General features: G+C 32.0%; 22 protein-coding genes. 13 read left to right on the top strand and 9 right to left on the bottom strand.

From position 1 onward, the window contains the following. Nucleotides 1–47 precede the first annotated feature (47 nt). From purC to purF, 3 genes are all read left to right on the top strand, one after another. Nucleotides 48–770, top strand: coding sequence for a phosphoribosylaminoimidazolesuccinocarboxamide synthase (purC, locus tag LO744_RS10100; protein ID WP_230669095.1), 723 nt, complete (start codon nt 48–50; stop codon nt 768–770). Between the two features lie 37 nt (nt 771–807). Continuing rightward, nucleotides 808–1,167: a four helix bundle protein gene (locus LO744_RS10095; protein WP_230669092.1), complete on the top strand. Its 360-nt coding sequence runs from the start codon at nt 808–810 to the stop codon at nt 1,165–1,167. A 64-nt stretch (nt 1,168–1,231) separates the two neighbouring features. After that, entirely contained in the window at nt 1,232–2,731 is a 1,500-nt protein-coding gene (gene purF, locus LO744_RS10090; RefSeq protein ID WP_230669090.1) for an amidophosphoribosyltransferase, read from the top strand. 83 nt (nt 2,732–2,814) lie between these two features. Here purF and LO744_RS10085 read toward each other — a convergent pair whose 3' ends face one another. Continuing rightward, nucleotides 2,815–3,459 (bottom strand): porin family protein, encoded by a 645-nt coding sequence (locus LO744_RS10085; RefSeq protein WP_230669088.1) that lies wholly within the window; start codon nt 3,457–3,459, stop codon nt 2,815–2,817. A gap of 252 nt (nt 3,460–3,711) precedes the next feature. Continuing rightward, nucleotides 3,712–4,758, bottom strand: coding sequence for a 3-dehydroquinate synthase (aroB, locus tag LO744_RS10080; RefSeq protein WP_230669086.1), 1,047 nt, complete (start codon nt 4,756–4,758; stop codon nt 3,712–3,714). Between the two features lie 100 nt (nt 4,759–4,858). On the opposite strand from aroB, the gene LO744_RS10075 reads away from it, so the two are divergent. Continuing rightward, nucleotides 4,859–6,010, top strand: coding sequence for a pseudouridine synthase (locus tag LO744_RS10075; RefSeq protein WP_230669084.1), 1,152 nt, complete (start codon nt 4,859–4,861; stop codon nt 6,008–6,010). A gap of 123 nt (nt 6,011–6,133) precedes the next feature. On the opposite strand, the gene LO744_RS10070 is transcribed toward LO744_RS10075, so the two are convergent. Both LO744_RS10070 and pncA read right to left on the bottom strand, forming a co-directional pair. Continuing rightward, complete coding sequence (locus tag LO744_RS10070) at nt 6,134–6,823, bottom strand: hypothetical protein (protein WP_230669082.1); 690 nt, start codon at nt 6,821–6,823, stop codon at nt 6,134–6,136. A gap of 2 nt (nt 6,824–6,825) precedes the next feature. Then, nucleotides 6,826–7,431: a bifunctional nicotinamidase/pyrazinamidase gene (gene pncA / locus LO744_RS10065; protein WP_230669080.1), complete on the bottom strand. Its 606-nt coding sequence runs from the start codon at nt 7,429–7,431 to the stop codon at nt 6,826–6,828. Nucleotides 7,432–7,585: 154 nt separating this feature from the next. Between pncA and LO744_RS10060 the strand changes: the two genes are divergently transcribed. From LO744_RS10060 to LO744_RS10035, 6 genes are all read left to right on the top strand, one after another. Next, nucleotides 7,586–8,728, top strand: coding sequence for a DEAD/DEAH box helicase (locus tag LO744_RS10060; protein ID WP_230669078.1), 1,143 nt, complete (start codon nt 7,586–7,588; stop codon nt 8,726–8,728). Between the two features lie 145 nt (nt 8,729–8,873). Next, nucleotides 8,874–9,497, top strand: a complete 624-nt coding sequence (locus LO744_RS10055) for a hypothetical protein (RefSeq protein ID WP_230669076.1) — start codon at nt 8,874–8,876, stop codon at nt 9,495–9,497. Then, complete coding sequence (locus LO744_RS10050) at nt 9,454–9,993, top strand: YfiT family bacillithiol transferase (RefSeq protein WP_230669074.1); 540 nt, start codon at nt 9,454–9,456, stop codon at nt 9,991–9,993. The genes LO744_RS10055 and LO744_RS10050 overlap by 44 nt, the downstream gene beginning before the upstream one ends. Further along, entirely contained in the window at nt 9,990–10,445 is a 456-nt protein-coding gene (locus LO744_RS10045; RefSeq protein ID WP_230669072.1) for a hypothetical protein, read from the top strand. The genes LO744_RS10050 and LO744_RS10045 overlap by 4 nt, the downstream gene beginning before the upstream one ends. Beyond that, nucleotides 10,442–10,822: a bacillithiol system redox-active protein YtxJ gene (ytxJ, locus tag LO744_RS10040; protein ID WP_230669070.1), complete on the top strand. Its 381-nt coding sequence runs from the start codon at nt 10,442–10,444 to the stop codon at nt 10,820–10,822. Before LO744_RS10045 ends, ytxJ begins: the two co-directional genes overlap by 4 nt. Beyond that, nucleotides 10,819–11,412, top strand: a complete 594-nt coding sequence (locus LO744_RS10035; RefSeq protein ID WP_230669068.1) for a Crp/Fnr family transcriptional regulator — start codon at nt 10,819–10,821, stop codon at nt 11,410–11,412. The genes ytxJ and LO744_RS10035 overlap by 4 nt, the downstream gene beginning before the upstream one ends. Before the next feature lie 119 nt (nt 11,413–11,531). On the opposite strand, the gene LO744_RS10030 is transcribed toward LO744_RS10035, so the two are convergent. Beyond that, entirely contained in the window at nt 11,532–11,882 is a 351-nt protein-coding gene (locus LO744_RS10030) for a hypothetical protein (RefSeq protein WP_230669066.1), read from the bottom strand. A 40-nt stretch (nt 11,883–11,922) separates the two neighbouring features. After that, nucleotides 11,923–12,429: a pyridoxamine 5'-phosphate oxidase family protein gene (locus tag LO744_RS10025; protein WP_230669064.1), complete on the bottom strand. Its 507-nt coding sequence runs from the start codon at nt 12,427–12,429 to the stop codon at nt 11,923–11,925. 444 nt (nt 12,430–12,873) lie between these two features. Between LO744_RS10025 and LO744_RS10020 the strand changes: the two genes are divergently transcribed. Both LO744_RS10020 and LO744_RS10015 read left to right on the top strand, forming a co-directional pair. Further along, nucleotides 12,874–13,488 carry a Crp/Fnr family transcriptional regulator gene (locus LO744_RS10020; protein WP_230669062.1) on the top strand — a complete coding sequence of 205 codons (615 nt, stop codon included), beginning with the start codon at nt 12,874–12,876 and terminating at the stop codon, nt 13,486–13,488. A 276-nt stretch (nt 13,489–13,764) separates the two neighbouring features. Beyond that, nucleotides 13,765–14,265, top strand: coding sequence for a CinA family protein (locus LO744_RS10015; protein WP_230669060.1), 501 nt, complete (start codon nt 13,765–13,767; stop codon nt 14,263–14,265). A gap of 54 nt (nt 14,266–14,319) precedes the next feature. Here the strand turns inward: LO744_RS10015 and LO744_RS10010 are convergent, their stop codons facing one another. Next, entirely contained in the window at nt 14,320–14,913 is a 594-nt protein-coding gene (locus LO744_RS10010; RefSeq protein WP_230669058.1) for a Crp/Fnr family transcriptional regulator, read from the bottom strand. A 383-nt stretch (nt 14,914–15,296) separates the two neighbouring features. On the opposite strand from LO744_RS10010, the gene LO744_RS10005 reads away from it, so the two are divergent. After that, nucleotides 15,297–15,647 carry a hypothetical protein gene (locus LO744_RS10005; protein ID WP_230669056.1) on the top strand — a complete coding sequence of 117 codons (351 nt, stop codon included), beginning with the start codon at nt 15,297–15,299 and terminating at the stop codon, nt 15,645–15,647. A 3-nt stretch (nt 15,648–15,650) separates the two neighbouring features. Here the strand turns inward: LO744_RS10005 and pdeM are convergent, their stop codons facing one another. Further along, a complete protein-coding gene (gene pdeM / locus LO744_RS10000; protein WP_230669055.1) occupies nt 15,651–16,394 on the bottom strand; it encodes a ligase-associated DNA damage response endonuclease PdeM in 744 nt (247 codons plus the stop codon). Then, on the bottom strand, nt 16,391–18,847 hold the full coding sequence (locus LO744_RS09995) for a ligase-associated DNA damage response DEXH box helicase (protein WP_230669053.1): 2,457 nt from the start codon (nt 18,845–18,847) through the stop codon (nt 16,391–16,393). Before LO744_RS09995 ends, pdeM begins: the two co-directional genes overlap by 4 nt. Nucleotides 18,848–19,050 lie beyond the last annotated feature (203 nt).

Here is a 19,050-nt window from a genome sequence, read left to right as displayed (position 1 = left end):
AGAAAACCTTTGATTCGAGGTTTTCTAAAGTAAAAAAAGTAAAAATTATGAGTCAAAAGCTAGAAATGCTGTATGAAGGGAAAGCAAAACAAGTATTTGCAACCGAAAATCCTGAAGAAGTTGTCGTACGTTTCAAAGACGATGCAACTGCATTTAATGCTCAAAAAAGAGGATCTGTAGATTTGAAAGGTGAAATGAACAACGCCATCACTACTCTTATTTTTGAATATTTAAATGAGAAAGGAATTAAAACTCATTTCATCAAACAATTAGACGAAAGAGAGCAATTGGTAACAAAAGTATCAATTATTCCTTTGGAAATGGTGGTAAGAAACTATTCTGCAGGAAGCATGGCTCAAAGATTAGGAGTGGAAGAAGGAATTAAATCTCCGGTAACAATCTTCGATATCTGCTACAAAAAAGACGAATTAGGAGATCCGCTAATCAACGATCACCACGCTGTTTTCTTAGGAGCTGCAACGTATGAAGAGCTTGATGAGATGTATGAATTAACTTCAGACATCAACGATATCTTAATCGATCTTTTCGATAAAATGAACATCATCTTGGTAGATTTCAAAATCGAATTAGGAAAAACGGCGAACGGCGAAATCATTCTTGCTGACGAAATTTCTCCTGATACTTGTAGACTTTGGGACAAAGATACCATGAAGAAGCTAGATAAAGACAGATTCAGAAGAGATCTTGGTGAAGTAACTGAAGCTTACGTTGAGATCTATAACAGATTGAAAACTGTACTTAATAAGTAAAGTTTGAGATGTTAGAAGTTAGATATTAGAATTTAGTATGAAATCGCACCGAATTGAAGATTTGAAAGTTTGGAGCAAATCAATGGCTTTAGTAAAAGAAGTCTATTTGGTTACTGCAGAATTGCCAAATGAAGAAAGGTTTGGTTTACTTTCTCAAATCAGAAGATGTGCAGTCTCAATACCATCTAATATCGCAGAAGGAGCAGGAAGAAATAATAAAAACGAATTTTATCAATTTCTTGGAATTGCGTTTGGCTCTACATATGAGCTACAAACTCAGTTACAATTATTAATAGATTTAAATTTTATTTCTGAAACGAAAATAATTCCTTTAAAAGAACTTTTAACTGAGATACAGAAAATGATTTATTCATTGAAGACAAGTTTAAAATTATAATTGAAGTTAACTTAGACTAATTTCTAACATCTAATATCTAACTTCTAATTTAGAAAAAATAGAAATGAAAAGTTTAGACATTCATAAAAGTGAATATTTAAAACAGTTTGACACTCAAACCTACGGAAGAAATCTTTTCAGAACGCAGGAAGAAGAAAGACTGGATGCTCCGAATGAGGAGTGCGGAATCTTTGGAATGTATTCTGATAACGATTTGGATACGTTTTCACTTTCACAGTTCGGGCTTTTTGCACTTCAGCACAGAGGTCAGGAAGCTTGTGGTATTTCTGTCCTTAAAGACGGGAAAATCACCAACATGAAAGATGAAGGTTTGGTTTTGGATGTTTATAAAGAGATTCAGAATCCTGAGACTTTTATGGGGAATTCTGCAATCGGACATACCCGTTACACGACTGCAGGAGACAAAAAGAAGTATAATTTTCAGCCATTTTTTGCAAAAAATGAGTACGACCAGATTATACTTTCTATTGCTCACAACGGTAATTTAACCAATGCAAAAGAGCTAAAACAAGAGTTGGAAGCTGAAGGTGTAGTCTTCAGAGCGACTTCAGATTCTGAGGTTATTTTAAGATTGATTCAAAAAAATCTTGACCTTGGACTTCGTGGTGCTATTAAAGCGACAATGGAGAAAATTGAAGGTGCTTATTCTGTGGTGGGAATGACGAGAAATAAATTCTTTGCTTTCAGAGATTTCAACGGAATCAGACCTTTAGTTTTAGGAGCAATCAACGAGAATTCTTATGTTGTTGCTTCAGAATCTGTTGCTTTGGATGCTGTAGGCGCTCAATATGTACGTGACATTTTACCTGGTGAAATCATTTATACAAATGAAAATGAGCCTGGGAAAATCCACTCAATTATGGTAGATGAAGAAAGAGCTAAGCAAAGAATCTGTTCTTTTGAATATATTTATTTTGCAAGACCCGATTCTACTTTAGAAAACATTAACGTTTACGAAATCAGAGAAAAATCTGGTGAGAAAATCTGGGAACAAGCTCCTGTAGATGCCGATATCGTGATTGGAGTTCCTGATTCTGGAGTTCCTGCTGCCATTGGTTTTTCTAAGGCTTCAGGAATACCTTTCCGTCCGGTCTTAATTAAAAACAGATATATTGGTAGAAGTTTCATCGTTCCTACTCAGGAAATGAGAGAAAGAATTGTCAACCTAAAGCTGAACCCGATTATTTCTGAAATCAAGGATAAAAAAGTGGTTATCATTGACGATTCTATCGTTCGTGGAACAACTTCTAAGAGATTGGTTAAAATTTTAAAAGAAGCAGGTGTGAAGGAAATTCATTTTAGAAGTGTTTCTCCACCGATTATCGCACCTTGTTATTTAGGAATTGATACACCATCAAAAGATGATTTGATTTCTGCAAATATGACAACAGAAGAACTTAGAGATTATTTAGGAGTAGATTCTTTAGAGTTTTTAAGTACTGATAATTTAAAAGAAATTTTAGGTTCTTCAAACCACTGTTTCGGATGCTTTACTGAAGAATATCCGGTTGCAAAAGGAGAAGAAATAGAATTATTTAATTAAGATTAATTAAATCAACTATAAAAAGGTCAGACTTAAAATTAAGTCTGACCTTTATTATTGAAATAAGATTTTATCTTCTTGTCTTAGAATTTGTAAGCTAAACCTACTTGGAAAGTATTATTTCTTACAGCATCTGAATTACTTGGTCTGTCTTTAGCAATATCAGTTACACCAGCAACATATCTTGCAGTAATACCGATATTATCTGTGAAATAATAACCTGCACCAAGACCAATACCTAAGTTGAATGAATTTAAATCATCCTTATAGTTATCTGTAGTTGATGAAGCACCATTAGATTCGTTTTTAACTTTATTTTTAGCACTTACCATCAATCCAAATTCAGGACCTGCTTCTACATAAAAGTTAGGTACAAAATTATATTGGAACATTACCGGAACGGCAACATAGTCTAATTTTGTAGATGAAGAATATTTAGTTCCTAATACTGTATAATCTGCTTTACTTCCATATTGAGTGTATAAAACCTCTGGCTGAATGCTGAAAGACTCTGCCACAGGAATCGTAGCAAATACACCTGCATTAAATCCTATTTTAGATTTCTGATCATCTAACGAACCGTCTTTTGACAACGAAGAAACGTTCATACCACCTTTAATACCGAATCTTACATCTGAAGATGATGTTGTTTTAGTTGTAGTGGTTGTCGTCTGAGCAAATGCCAAAGATGTTGACAAAACTGCGATTCCTAAAATTAACTTTTTCATAACTTAAATTTTTTAATATTTTACTAATTCTAATTTTAAATTTTACTGTCAAGCTTTTTCAGTTTGACGAGTCGTATCTTTCAAATTGTTTGCCAAAAATTCATTCACTTGATGCGACAAATAAGAAAACCATTCACTAAAGCAAATGGTTTTTATCATAATTAATTGAAATAAAACAAGTTAAACTTAAAATAATTAATATGTATTAAATAGCAAATTATTAAATATTTATCTAAAACTTTAGTTTAAAAGCTAAAATCCACTCAGTGTTTTATAAAAATTGATTGATTTTTGAATATTTTCGGTACTGCATTCGTAATCATAAGTACAATTTCCTATTGCGGAAAGCAGAGAAAAATTGATTTTAGCGTCTGCATTTTTCTTATCATTCAATAATAAATTGAAAATATCTTCATCTTTAAAATTATTCAAATCAATAAAACTAAAGTATCGTTGTATATTTTCTATAATTACATCTGCATCTTCTTTTACAATTAAACCTTCAAGAAAAGAAAGGTAGCTTTCACAAATCATTCCCAATGCTACAGCTTCCCCATGAAGAATCGGGTTTCCACTCTGAAGGCATAAACTTTCGATAGCATGACCGATCGTGTGACCGAAATTCAACGTTTTTCTTACATTTTTTTCGTGAAAATCTTTATTAACAACCTCTTGTTTTATTTCCATCGATTGATAAATAAGCGGCTCAATACCCACCGAATCTAAATGCTGAAGCTGAATTAAGTCTTCCCAATGTTTTTTATCAGCGATTAAACCATGTTTAAGCATTTCTGCAAATCCGCTTTTGAGTTCTTTTGCAGGAAGGGTATCTAAAAATCGAGTGTAAACAAATATTTGTTCAGGAAAAGAAAATGTTCCCACCATATTTTTATAGTGCATCAAGTCAATACCTGTTTTGCCTCCGATAGATGCATCACACATTGAAAGAAGCGTCGTTGGAATATTGATAAACTGAATTCCTCTTTTATAAGTAGAAGCTACAAAACCTCCCATATCGGTAATCACACCGCCACCAAGATTAATAATCAATGCTTTTCTGTCGGCTTTCATTTCTGTAAGAATTTCCCAAAGCTGATTGGCAGTTTGAATATTTTTCATTTCTTCCCCTGCCTCAATCTCTAAAATTTCAAAAGAAATCTCTGTTTCTAAGTTGCCTAAAAATACAGGAAGACAATATTCATGCGTATTTTCATCCACTAAAATAAAAATTTTGCTGAATGATTTTTCGGTTAAAAATTGATTAAGCTGCGAAAAATTTTCGTCTAATAAGGTAATCATCTTATGATTTTTTTATAATTAAAGCTATTCTAAGCTACAAAGTTATGATTCTTAATTTCTAACTCGTAACTAAATTACTATCTTTGCAAAAATATTTAGAATGAGCAGAGACAATAATAATTCAGGGAGACCTAAAAAACCTAGATCTTCAACAAGAAACTCAGACAGTCCTCGTTCTCTTAAATCTGGAGATTCCGGATCAAAACCTTTCAAGAAGTCATTCCCTAAAGCAGGAGAAAGAAATTCTGATTCCAAAAGAAGTGATGATACCAGTTATCAGGCTCGAATGAATAAGAAATATTCAAAAACTGAACAAGAACCTTTTATTACCAGTTCAGGTGAAGAGAAAAAGACTTTCGGTAAATCTGCTCCCAAAAGAGGAGGTAGCAGACCCACTAGTTTTGATGCTAGAGATAAATACGAAAGAGGCAGCCTGAAATACGGAAGAAGACCCGGATCTGAAGGTAAAGATCAAGATTCAGACAAGGCAAGGTCTTTTGTACAACAAAGAAGATTCAAGAAAGTAGAGCAAGATGTTCACAAAGACACTATTCGTCTGAATAAATATATCGCCAATTCTGGAATTTGCAGCAGGAGAGAAGCTGATGAGTTAATTACTCAAGGTTTGGTAGAAGTTAACGGGAAAGTAGTAACCGAAATGGGTTACCAAGTTGAAAAAACTGATAAAGTAATTTTCGACGGACAAAGCATTACGCCAGAAAAGCCTGTTTATGTACTATTAAATAAGCCTAAAGGTTATATTTCTACGACAAAAGATGATAAAGCAAGAAAAACCGTAATGGATTTGGTTGCTAATGCTTCTCCGTACAGAGTTTTCCCGGTAGGAAGATTAGACCGTTCTACAACTGGAGTTATTCTATTGACCAATGACGGTCACATGACTAAAAAACTAACGCATCCATCTTTTGATGCTAAGAAGATTTATCATGTAACTTTAGATAAAAAACTAACGAATGAAGACCTTAAGCTTATTGCCGAAGGAATTCGTTTGGATGAAGGTATTGCTGAAGTTGACCAAATATCTTTCATCGAAGGAAAACCTAGAAATGAAGTCGGAATCGAAATTCATATCGGTTGGAATCGTGTTATCAGAAGAATTTTCCAAAGATTAGGATACGAAGTGGAATCTTTAGACAGAGTAATGTTTGCAGGATTAACCAAGAAAAACATCAAAAGAGGTCACTGGAGAATCCTTAGCGATTTGGAAGTGAATACTTTGAAAATGCTTTAAAAGTTAAACGTTTTAAGTGATAAATTATGAGTTTAATTGGTCCTTAAAATTTTCAAACTTAAATTATAAAAAAGCCGCAGAAAATTAATTCTGCGGCTTTTTTGTGTTGTAATAAAGTAATCCCTAAGATTTAGATTTAAAGACTAATAACAAGATCCAAAAAATTGTAAAGGCTAAACTTAAATACAATATGTTTTTCCCATGTTTTCTGTCTTTTTGATTAAAATAATAAATTCTTTCACCATTGGGCAGTTGCTTTTTGAGTTTAATAATGGCAATTGCAATTCCATAACTCACAAAAATTAAAATTCCCCAAAATAAAGACAAAATACAACCTAAAACAGAAAAAATATAACCTATAATGATATAATTTTCTACTTCTTTGGGTTTCTCATATTCATTCCTTAAGGCTAAACTACGCTTTTCATTGAGAAGAGTTAATTCTTGATCACTTATATTTTCGCCTCTATTTTTAAGAATTTTTTTGGTGATTTCATAATCAAACTCATTCCATTCGTCTTTTTTATAAAGAATTTCTTTAAGCTCTTCATTTGAATAATCTAATAAATAATAATCTTCAGGAATACTAACTTCTTTTGCAAAATAACTTGAGATAGATTCGTTGGCTGCTTCAAAGTCATCTTTAGAGATTAAAAGCTGATAATCAATTTTAGAAACATTGGTCACAAAACTAGGGTCAAAATCCTTTTCATTATCAATAATTTCATAATGAATTGTATTCTGGTCTAGTATGAAAGCTATTTCTTGTATTACAGCTTTATCACTACTTTTTCTAAAAATTGATTTATCCATAATTATCCCAATATAGTCACTCCTTTTTGTACCATTTCAAAGATAGCATCTTTTCCATTATCCGGTTTTACGTTGACAGCACGAGATCCGTTGAAGTGTAAACATGTCACATATCCATTGGCTGCAGCATCCATAGCGGTAAATTTCACGCAATAATCCATTGCTAAACCAACAATTTCTACCAACTGAATTTCATTATATTTTAAGAAATCATCCAACCCAGTTTTCATAAAGTGATTGTTATCCTGGAAACCGCTATAAGCATCAATCTCAGTATTTTTTCCTTTTTGAATAACGTGTGTTACTTTTTCTCTATTCAAATCCTTATGAAATTCTGCACCGAAAGTTCCTTGTACACAATGATCTGGCCACATAAACTGTGGTACACCATTTAAAATGATGCTTTCGCCAACCTTTCTGTCATTATTACTTGCGAAGCTTTTATGATTTGCAGGATGCCAATCTTGGGTAAGAATAATTTGATCGTATTGATTATCTTCCATCAGAAGATTAATATAAGGAATTATTTCATTTGCTCCTGGAACTGCAAGAGCTCCACCTTCACAAAAATCATTCTGAACATCTACTATTATTAATGCTTTTTTCATATATCGTTTTTCTCTTTTTTAATGATTCAAAATTAACATTCAAATATTTGTCCAAAATACGATTATCTGACAAAACGGCATTTTATAAATAGAATTTCGTTTTAAGCGATAAATAAAAATCTCAATAGCTTATCTTTGTCCCAAATAAAGAGGTATGTCATTTGAATCGTTAGGATTATCACACAATATTATTCGTTCTGTAAACAAACTAGGTTACCTAAAACCATTTCCTATTCAGGAGCAGGCTGTTCCTGTTATATTGCAAGGAAAAGACTTAATGGGAATTGCGCAAACAGGCTCAGGGAAAACAGCTTGTTTTGTTATGCCTATTTTGGAAAAACTACAGAATGCCGAAGTAAAAAAAGATAGAAATATTCAGGTTTTAATCTTGGTTCCAACCCGTGAATTGGCCATTCAGATCGAAGAGGTCTTCAACGCTTTTAAAGATAATTTAAAACGTGAGATTCAGACGATGGCTGTTTATGGTGGTGTTTCCATCAATCCTCAAATGAAAGGAATGTATGGTGTAGAAGTGCTTATAGCAACACCGGGTCGTTTATTAGACCTGATCGATCATAATGCGTTGAGTATATCGGGAATTCAGCATTTAGTTATTGATGAAGCCGACAAGATGTTTCAGCTAGGCTTTGGTGAAGAGATGAATAAACTTTTTGCAATGATGCCTGTTGCCAAACAGACGACTTTATTTTCTGCAACTTTAAATGATAAAGTTTCTGAGATAAAAGAGCGTTTATCAATCAATCCTGTGATGATTGAGATTAAAAAAGAAGAAGTAGAAATTGATAATATCGAGCAATTGGCGTATCATGTTTCTCCTGAGAATAAAGGTCCGTTTTTGCGATATTTAATTAAAGAAAAGAAAGTTGAAAAAGCTTTAATTTTCGTTTCATCTACAAGATCTGCAGATAATTTGGTTGAAAAACTGAAGAAGAATAAAATAAAAGCAGTCGCAATACACAGTCAAAAATCTCAGGGTGCACGTAGAAATAATCTGGAGGAATTTAAAGTAAACGGCGCACAGATTTTGGTGGCAACTGATTTAATTGGTCGCGGTATTCACATAGAGTCTTTACCTTGTGTAATTAATTACGAATTACCTCGTTCGCCTTTAGATTATATTCACAGAATTGGTAGAACGGGTCGTGCAGGAGAAAAGGGAACTGCAATCAGTATTTTAACTGATGATGAGCTGCAACATTTCAGAGTGATTCAAAAGAAAATGGGTAAGAAAGTGACGCTGCAAAGAACTGAAGATATTGATTTGCACGGTTATTAAGAGATTAATTTAAAAATAAAAAAGGTTTCAATTTAATTAAAATTGAAACCTTTTTTGTGCGAAAAAATCTAAATTTTAAATACATTTACAAAAATTAATAATTATAAACTGATGTAGGTTTTAGTTCTTAAATAATAAAAAATCTATGAGAGAATTTACCGTTGTGAGAGGTCTTTTTGATATAAGAAAACGACAGTTGATTATTGATGAAAATTTCTTAAAATTCGAAAACAAAGATCATATTAAAGATTTATTTTCAATTATTCCTAAAAATGAAATTGTAGGAATTCGCTATGGAATTCATTTCATTAAAGGTTTAGAATTTTATATTGGTAGAGAATATCAGATTTTTGTTCAAACTCAGTCAGGAAAAGAAGTAAAAATATTCTTCAAACTTTTTTACGGTAGAAAGCTAAATGAAAAGCATCAATTATTTTCTGACATTGTTGACGAGCTTTGGAACTATTATTTTAATGATATTCTGAATCATTATCTCTTACAATACAATAATAATGAAATATTTGATCTTGGCGGAATTCTTTTCAAAAATGCTTGCATACAATTTGATAAGAAAGAAATATTGTATTCAGATTTAGCTATAAAAAAGTATAACCATTATTTTATGATTTATTCGAAAGAAGATCAATACAAAAATATAATGTTATATTATCTTAAAGACAAAAACGCAGTAATTTTAGTTGAAGTATTAAACACGATAATTAAAAATGAACAATCTAGAACAGAAAAAATTTCCAATAGGTCGCTTTGAAACTCCTGAAAATATCTGCGACATCAAACTCACAGAATATATTAAAGTCATTAAAGATTTCCCTGATACATTAAAAAATCTGATTGAAAATTTTAACGACGACCAATTAGACACACAATACCGAGAAGGCGGTTGGACGGTAAGACAACTCGTTAATCACATTGCAGACAGTCATATGAATAGTCTTATTCGTTTAAAATTGGCTCTTACGGAAGAAAATCCCACGATAAAACCTTACGACGAAGCCAAATTTGCAGAACTTCAAGACAGCGCCAACATGCCGATAAAACCTGCCATGAGAATTATAAAAGGAACACACCAAAGATGGACTGTTCTCTTGAAAGCAATGACCAATAAACAGTTTGAAAGAACTTTTCATCATCCCGAAAACAACCAAAATTATAACCTGAGAGTTTATCTTGCCAATTACGTTTGGCATTGTAATCATCATTTTGCGCATATTGAGAATCTTAAGAAAGAACAAAACTGGTCGTGAAAAGCCTTCATAACGAAAACGATTTTAACGAAATTAAGCAGAGAATTGCTCAGCTTTCAGAAACCTCAGATAGAAAATGGGGGAGTATGAATGTTTCTCAAATGCTTGTACACTGCGATTTGATTTTGCAGATAGCATTAAAGAAAATAATTCTTCCACCCATCAATTTTCTGTTTAAATCGATAGGGATTTTTGTGAAAAGAGAAATACAGATTTTCAATAACGGAATTCCCCGAAATATGCCTACTTTTAAAAAAGTAATCGTTAATTTTGAATGTAACTTTGAGGAAGCCAAAAACAATCTTTTAAAGAGGTTAGATGAATATCAATTGGCTTCAAAGCAGCATATTTTACCAAACAAACATGAGCTTTTTGGTAAAATGAAAGAAAAAGACTGGGGATTTATGGAGTATAAACATCTTAATCACCATTTAAAACAATTTAATGTATGAGTTTTTTAGATAAAATATTTGGCGGAAAAGAAGAGCAGAAAGAATCAAAATCTTTCTGGAAAACAATAAAATCTGAGGAAGATTTAAACAAAGCAATCAAAGAATCTTATGAAAATAGAATAGCCATTTTCAAACATTCTACAAGCTGTTTTATCAGCAAAACGGTTTTGAAAAATTTTGAAAAAGAAATTGAAAATTCAGATGACGAAAATGTGAGTTTTTATTTTCTAGACCTCTTGGCATTCCGACCGATTTCTAATAAAATCGCGGAAGATTTTGGTATTCGCCACGAAAGTCCGCAATTGATTGTTTTTGAAAACGGAAAAGCCATTAACAACGCATCACATCAGGATATTTCTTTAAGCCAGATTCTATGAGTAATATAAATAATTATTTAGCCAAAGTTTTTGAAGTTCCTGCAGAAAAAGTGAATTTGTGCAGCATTCAGTATGAATTAAAAAAAGTAAGCAAGCACGAAATGCTTTTGCAGGAAGGGGAAGTTTGCCGAAATACTTTTTTTGTTGAAAAAGGACTTTTGAGAATGTATTCTATCGATAAAAACGGTAAAGAGCATGTGATACAATTTGCCCCTGAAAATTGGTTGATTGGTGACCGAAGCAGTCTTTATTTTAATGAAAAATCCCGATATTATATTGAGGCGGTAGAAGATTCTGAAGTTTTGTTTCTTCAGCCAGATTTTTTCAGTAAATTATTGGAAGAATTTCCTAATTCGATAGAGAAAAATGATTTAATTATCCAAAAACACGTAAAAAGTTTACAAGATAGAATCAATTCTTTATTAGGCGAAACTGCAGAAGAAAGATATTTAAAATTCATTAAAATGTATCCAGACCTTTTGCTGAGAGTTCCACAGTGGATGATTGCTTCTTATTTGGGAATTACCCCGGAAAGCTTGAGCCGCGTAAGAAAAGAATTGGCAAAAAAGAATTTTGTTACTGATAAGTAGTTGATGGTTATTAGTTGTCGATTGATGATTTGATATTCAAATCTTTAAAGGATAAAAATATGCAATCAAACACTCTAAACCACTGATTTACAAGTGAAAAGAATCACCACGCCACACAATTAATCGTTGTTTAGTGTGGTGATTATTCTATTGAGATATTCCTGTTCTCTTAAAACTTTTTCGTAAGACTGCTTTGCATAGGCAGGTGACAATTGATAACCTTCAGATTGAAACTGATAATAATCGTTTTCTACATATCCTGTAAAATTTACGGAATATTCATGAATAAATTTTTCGATTACCTTCCTTTTAATTTCACAAATCGTACTGTTCTTTATTTTCTGTAAAGAATTTAAGATAAAAGATTTGTCTCCGGTGAATTGAATTACCTGAGTAATCATCGCAAAATTGCTTAAAGGTTTGTTATTCGTTTCATGAACAACAGCGTGTGGGTCATCTTCAAATATCATGATTTTATAGTTTTTTAAGTAAGGAATTATATTTTAAAAATTAAATAGTTGCATTGCCTTCTACACCGTCAGAATTATCGGTTTTATTTCCGGTAACCGCTGCTGTTACAAAACTTAGCAGGCTTACCAATTTTCCAGCTTTCGTATCCCAATAATAGGTGTCTTTTGGAATTACTCGGATGATGGAAACATTGGGGTCATCTTTTCCGTCAAACCATGCATTTGCCATTGCTGACCATTTTTCTTCAATCGTCGATTTATCTTTGTAAATGGTAGCTTCACCAAATATAGAAAGATATTCTGAGTTTGAATTATTCATAAATAAAAGCTGCACTCTTTTGTCATCTTTTATTTCAAAATTTTTATTACTGGTTTCACTGCTAATAAACCATAGATTTCCGTCGTCATCAGTTTCCTGAAGCCCCATCGGTCGGGTATTAATCGGTAAACTTTCGAGATTAGTGCAAAACATACAAATTTTAGCTTTTTCTGAAAGTTCTTTGATTTTCTTTACAGCTTCTGTGTGATTCAAATTTTCTGTTGACATATTAATATATTTTTGGTTGGTGTATTTTAGAATAAAAATTCTATGAATATTGGTCACTTCAAAAACCTAACCAAAAATATAAAATATTCAAAATAAAATCAATTTATCTGTAAAAGAAATTAAAAATACACATTATTATGAATAAACAATCAAAATTCAATAGAATTTATGATTACAATCATAAAAAATAACTTTCATAGATGCTAAATTTATAAAATTGTTATGCACGCCGCATAATTTTAAAATAAGTAATCGTAAAAACATAATCTAATTTTTCCATCTACTTTTACTCTAAATAACTGAATTATAGATTAAAATGAACGAATTTTATTTTTGTAAGCTTTATTTTAAACAAATTTTGGCACAAAATATGCGATTACAAAATCCTACAGTAAAATAAATTTACAGATAATACTGTATGCCAATGATAAAAATTTTTATACCATGAAAACTATAAGTTGTATGAAGATTGACGAGCAATTGCTGAAATCTTACCACGCTGAAATTAAAACTTACAAAGAAAAAGAGATTATCTTTAGAGAAGGCGACTCGCCAAATTTTTATTATCAGATTGTAGAAGGTGTAGTAAAGGTTAATACTTACAGTGAAGAAGGAAAAGAATTTATACATAATATTTTAGGAAAAGGGCAGAGCTTTGGAGATGCACATTTATTTATAGAAAAAAAATACACGGTGAATGCCTATGCTCTGAAACCCGCGACAGTTATCATATTACCAAGAAAAAATTTCATCGATTTGGTAAAGGAAAATCCTCATGTTTCATTAGAAATAAATGCATGTTTATCGCATCGTCTTTATTTTAAAATGCAAATGATACATGATATGGTCTCGCAACAGCCTTCTGCAAGAATTCTTGGTCTTTTTAATTACCTTAGAAGTTATACCGATTGTGAAGACCAACATGCTTTTAATATAAAGCTTACAAGACAGCAAATTGCCGACCTTACCGGTCTGCGTGTAGAAACCATCATCAGAACCATTAAAAAAATGGAAAAAGAAAATCTGCTGAAAATTGAAGACCGCAAAATATATTATTAAGATAGGACTCAAATCATAAATTGATGCCTCCTGACTTAAGTATATTTGATATCTTTTATTATAATAAGAAACCGCCACCTAAATTAACAGACTACTATGAAAACAGAAAAATTCTATTTTACCCCATAAGACTTTAACGGATGTCGTTTTAAATCTCAGATTCTGAGAAGACTTTATATGAAATTGATTATTAAGATAAATCATCTTCAAAATCAAGAAATATAATGTAAAAGATATGAAAGTATTCAATCATCACCTCCCTAAAAACAAAATCTTATGGAATTTCAACAAAACTTACTCAATTATATCAGCGAAGCATTGATTACAACCAATGAAAGTATTTCTATCGCTGAGAGTGTCACTTCAGGGCTTTTTCAACTCGCTTTTTCACAAATGCCAAATGCCGCATTATTTTATAAAGGCGGAATTACAGCGTACACATTAGAACCAAAAACAAAACTTTTGAATGTAGATTTTGAAGAAGGTAGCACATGTGATAGCGTCTCTGAGCAAATTGCAGAAACGATGGCGCTTAATGTAGCCAAATTGTTTGAAACCGACTGGTCTATTGCGGTTACAGGCTATGCTAACCCAAGCAGAAATTCTACCTACAAAATATTTTCGTATTATTCTTTTGCCTATAAAGGGGAAATTATTTTATCTAAAAAGCTGGAACTACATCCCAAAACACAAGCATTGGGAGCACAGCAATACTATACCGAGTTTATATTAGGATGTTTTAAAAGTGAGATTAATAAAATTTTAATTTTAAAATAAACTTTGAAGGAAAAAGCCAAAATTTAAACAATTGGATAAGAATGTTACTTAAAACTAATAAAAAATTTTTCTGTTTTTAATTTTTAAAATCCCTTCTTTCTCCATGTTTTTTATCTCTCTGATAACGGTCTCTACACTTAATCCGGTAAGCGACGCGAGCTGTTGTCTCGTTAAAAGAATCTGGAGTGAGTATTGTGACTGATTTTGATAATAATCTTTTAGATAATTCATTAAAGTTAAAAGTTTCTGAGCAGGTTTTTGAAAAGCCATGCTCTGCATCATCAAAAACTTGTAATGCAAATGTTCTGAAAGACTCTGCATCGTTGTAAAATAATTTTCGGGATGTTGTTGTAAAAGCTGTAAATACTGAGCTTTAGGTAATCTTATAATTTCAGATTCTTCTATAGCAACCGCATTGATAGGGTAAGATTTTTCAGTAAAAAGGGAAGATGAGCCTATACTGTGACCTTGTAAAAGTATTCCCTGAATAAACTCTTTACCACCTTCATTATAATTATTTAATTTCACTTTTCCTTTAGAAATCAGGAAAAAGAAGCCAGGAACTTCACCTTCAGAAAAAATAAAATCATCAGAATCATACGTTTTCAAATCGGCTCCAAAAGAAAACAAAACATCTTCATTTATCATATTATAGGGATTAATTACATCTAAAAAATATCATTATTATACTAAAAACATAATAATGGCAAGATTTTTAGAGATGTAAAGAAAGAATAATTTTATACAAAAGTGAATTATTTACCTACCACACAGATACCACACAAAATAACAAGCATTATAATAATTGCTCAACATAAAATATCAAATAGATATTATTTTAGTTATCCGAAAAAATATAAATATTGATTAGAATCATAAAAAGCAATATGAAAATTCTGATACATTTGAATCAAGAATTTAAAAAAAATATGATTCTGCATCAATAATTAAAAAAATGATAATAAGAACGTTAATCAAATCAAAGCTTTACCGAAGTTTTTGATAATGATAGAGAAAAATTCTGCCACATTATGAATAGAAATATAGAAACAACACAAAACTTTAACGCAGAACACTACAGCGTAAAAATCTTAGAAGACGAAGAAATCATTAGATTAGCAAAACAAAATTCGCCGCGTCTTTTAAGCAAATTCAAATCTGCATATCCCGATTTTTTTGAAAACCTTGCAGTAATTAATTCAAATTTGCAAAATTCTGAAATCATTTTCTGTATTTATCTCAAATTGAGATTGAGTACCAAAGAGGTCGCTCTCTACACATTTGTAACACCAAAGGCAATTCAAAATAGAAAAAACAGATTAAGAAAAAAACTTAGTATTTCTTCAGATACTGATATTTATAAATGGTTTGATCAGCTTTAAAAATTAAACCTCATAAATTTCCGCATCAGTAAAAACATAGAATCTTCCTTTTTTAGGGAGATTTTTTGTATCCAGACCTGTAAATTCACTGAAAGCAGGAAGTAGTAATTGATTTTCTGTGATTACAAAACAAGGAAGCTTTATTTTTCTAACAGGTGAATTGATAACAAATCCTGGATGAATATGACCCGAAATCTGAAACTTCGAATTTGATTTTTCAAAATCGTGAACAAAGGTAAAAGCATCAATTTCTAAAGATTTTAATTTAGAATGTAAACCTAATTTTGATTCCAGCTTTTTTGAAATTCTGTCGTGATTGCCTTCAATTAAATGAAATTTTAACTCCGGATATTGATTTCTCCAATTGCAAAAATCATCGACATCAGAATTATCTCCAGCGTGAAGTAAATCTCCGACAATGATAAATTTTTCTGGCTTAAAATATTCTATCAGAATGGAAAGTCGCTCCAAATCATTTTTCATAATTTGATTGGCTAAAGCAATTCCATTTTTTCGAAAATGTGCCGTTTTACCAATATGCAAATCCGAAAAAATCAATGCTTTTTCTTTCTCCCAAAACAGAGCTCGCTGATTGGTTAAGGTGAAAATTTCGTTTTGAATGGTTATATTTTTTGTCGCTATGTTCATAGAGTTTTGTAATGTTGGTTTGTCATTCTGAAAGAATATCAGTAGTTTAGGTTCTTTTAGAATGACAAACTCGATAAATAATTTTAATGATTGAATCATTCATCTTTAATATTTCTTCCCGACTGTTTTATTAATTTTTGAATTCTCACATCTAGATTTTCACTTGTCAAAGTCTGTCGTAAACTGTCAACTTTTATCGGGAAGCTCAATGGCGTAAATTGAGTGGAATATTTTAAGATAAGTTTAGATTTTTCAATTCTTTTGAAAGCTTCCACCAAACGTTGTTCCTGTAATTGCATATTAAAAACTTCTGTATAGGCCTGCCTCACAAGAAAATGATTTGGATCATAATCTTCCAACACTTTAAAAATCAATCCAGCAGAACTTTGCAAAGCTTTATTAGAACGTTGTTGTCCCGGAAAATTTTGAACGACCATCCCTGAAATTACCGCAATATCTCTAAATTTTCTTCTTGCCATTTCTGCAGAATTGATACTCGAAATAACATCAGTCATCAGATTTTCTCTCGTCAATATTTTCTCCAGATTATCTTCATTCAACGGAATTTCTTTATCACTAAATAATTCAAAACCATAATCATTCATTGCCATTGAAAACGAAATCGGAGCTAATTTTGAAATCCGATACGCAACCAAAGCCGCCATCACTTCGTGTACCAAACGACCTTCAAAAGGATAGATAAATAGATGATATCCTTCCCGGTTTTTAATCATTTCCACCAAAAATTCATCTTCTTTAGGAATATGAGACCTTTCTTCTTGATTAACTAAAAGCGGATGCAGAAATTTCAATTCCTTTTCTGAAGCTTTAGGATTTAACGCCCCAGAAAGTTTCTCTCTTAAAAAATATCCAAGGTTTGAACTTAAAGGCAATCTTCCGCCCAGATAACTTGGAGCTTTCGCTTTTCCTTTAGAAGCCCGCACAAAAACCGTCATATCTTTTATCATTGCCACTTCCAGAACTCTTCCCGCTAAAATAAATTTCTCTTCTTTTTTGAGTCTTGAGATAAAATATTCTTCCACCATACCGATATATCCGCCTGAAATAAATTTTACTTTGAGCATCGCATCACTCACAATTGCGCCCATATTCATCCGATGAAGCATCGCAATTTTTCTCGAAATGACTTTGTGCAAACCATCTTCCATTACCACAACTTTATGGTATTCTTCGTAGTTTTTCAGCGCAGTTCCGCCAATGGTGAGAAAATCGATAATTTCTTTCCATTCTTCATCACGCATTTCCTGAAAAGCATAAATTTGTTTAATCCTTTCAAACGTTTCTTCAGGATAAAAACCGTCCCCAATTGCCAATGTCATTAAAAACTGAACTAAAACATCGAAACACAAAACCTGTGGCTCACGAGGTTCAATTACATTTTGTTTGACGGCTTCTTTCAAAGCAGCCACTTCAATCAATTCTAAAGAATGGGTAGGAACACAATAAATTTTTGAAGTTTCAAAAGGAGAGTGGCCACTTCGTCCGGCTCTTTGTAAAAACCTTGCAACACCTTTCGCAGAACCTATTTGTATCACCGTATCAACAGGTTTAAAATCAATTCCCAAATCTAAAGATGAGGTAGAAACAACTGCTTTTAATTTTCCGTTGCTCAGGTTTTCTTCAATCCAGCTTCTTAAATGAGCATCAATCGAACTGTGATGAATTGCAATCTGTCCGGCAAAATCAGGATGTGCATCCAATAATAATTGATACCACATTTCACTCTGGCTTCGGGTATTGGTAAAAACAATTGTTGATTTTGATTCTAAAATAATCGGAACCACTTTATAAGCTAATTTATGCCCGAGATGTCCTGCCCAAGGCAAAATCTCCACTTCATCAGGAAAAACCGGAATAATATCAATCTTTTTATGTTGCTTCGCTGAGATTTTTGTTTTTTTGATAGGATAAGGAATCAGAACTTCCATTGCTTCATCAAGATTTCCAATGGTTGCGGTAATTCCCCAGATTTTTAGTTTGGAAACATATTTCCTCAATTGAGAAATCCCCAATTCAACAATAACGCCTCTTTTTGAGCTTAATAATTCGTGCCATTCATCAATCACAATACTTTGCAGGTTCAGAAAAAATCTCTGATGATTTTTTTGTCCGAGAAGAAGATGTAAACTTTCAGGTGTTGCTACAAGAATTTCAGGCATATTCTTTACCTGTTGTTGACGTACTTTTGGGTCTGTATCTCCGTTTCTCACGCCAACTGCCCAATCTAATCCAATTTCGTCAATTGCTTCCTGCATTGCTTTGGCGATATCTTTTGAAAGTGAACGGAGTGGGGTAACCCAAATCATTTTCAGTCCTTTTTTGTATTTGTCGGGGTTTGTCAGAAAATCTGAAATCAACGCTAAAAATACAGAAAATGTTTTCCCAAAGCCCGTCGGAGCGACAACCATTCCGCTATAACCATTTCCAAATTTTCTCCAGGTATCAATTTGAAATTTGAATGGTGAAATCGATTTTTCCATCATCCAGTTTTGAATGATTTTAAAGCCTTCTGTATTTTCGAATGTTTTCAAATTATTTTTTTAAACCACAAAAGTCACAAAAGCATTTGTGTTAAATTTTAAGTTAAATCAAAGTCCAAAAAAGTTATACGCACAATCTGTATTATGTTGAAATCTTAATTTTTTGTTCTTGAACATTAATTCATAAAGTTTTGCATCGCCTTATTTGAACTTTAAAAAAGAAGAATTATAACTCTAATAAAAAAACTTTTGTA

Origin of the sequence: Chryseobacterium turcicum, from assembly GCF_021010565.1 — a bacterium.
Lineage (GTDB): Bacteria > Bacteroidota > Bacteroidia > Flavobacteriales > Weeksellaceae > Chryseobacterium > Chryseobacterium turcicum.
Note: the sequence above shows the minus strand (reverse complement) of the source record. Positions and strands in the feature narration are given on the sequence as shown.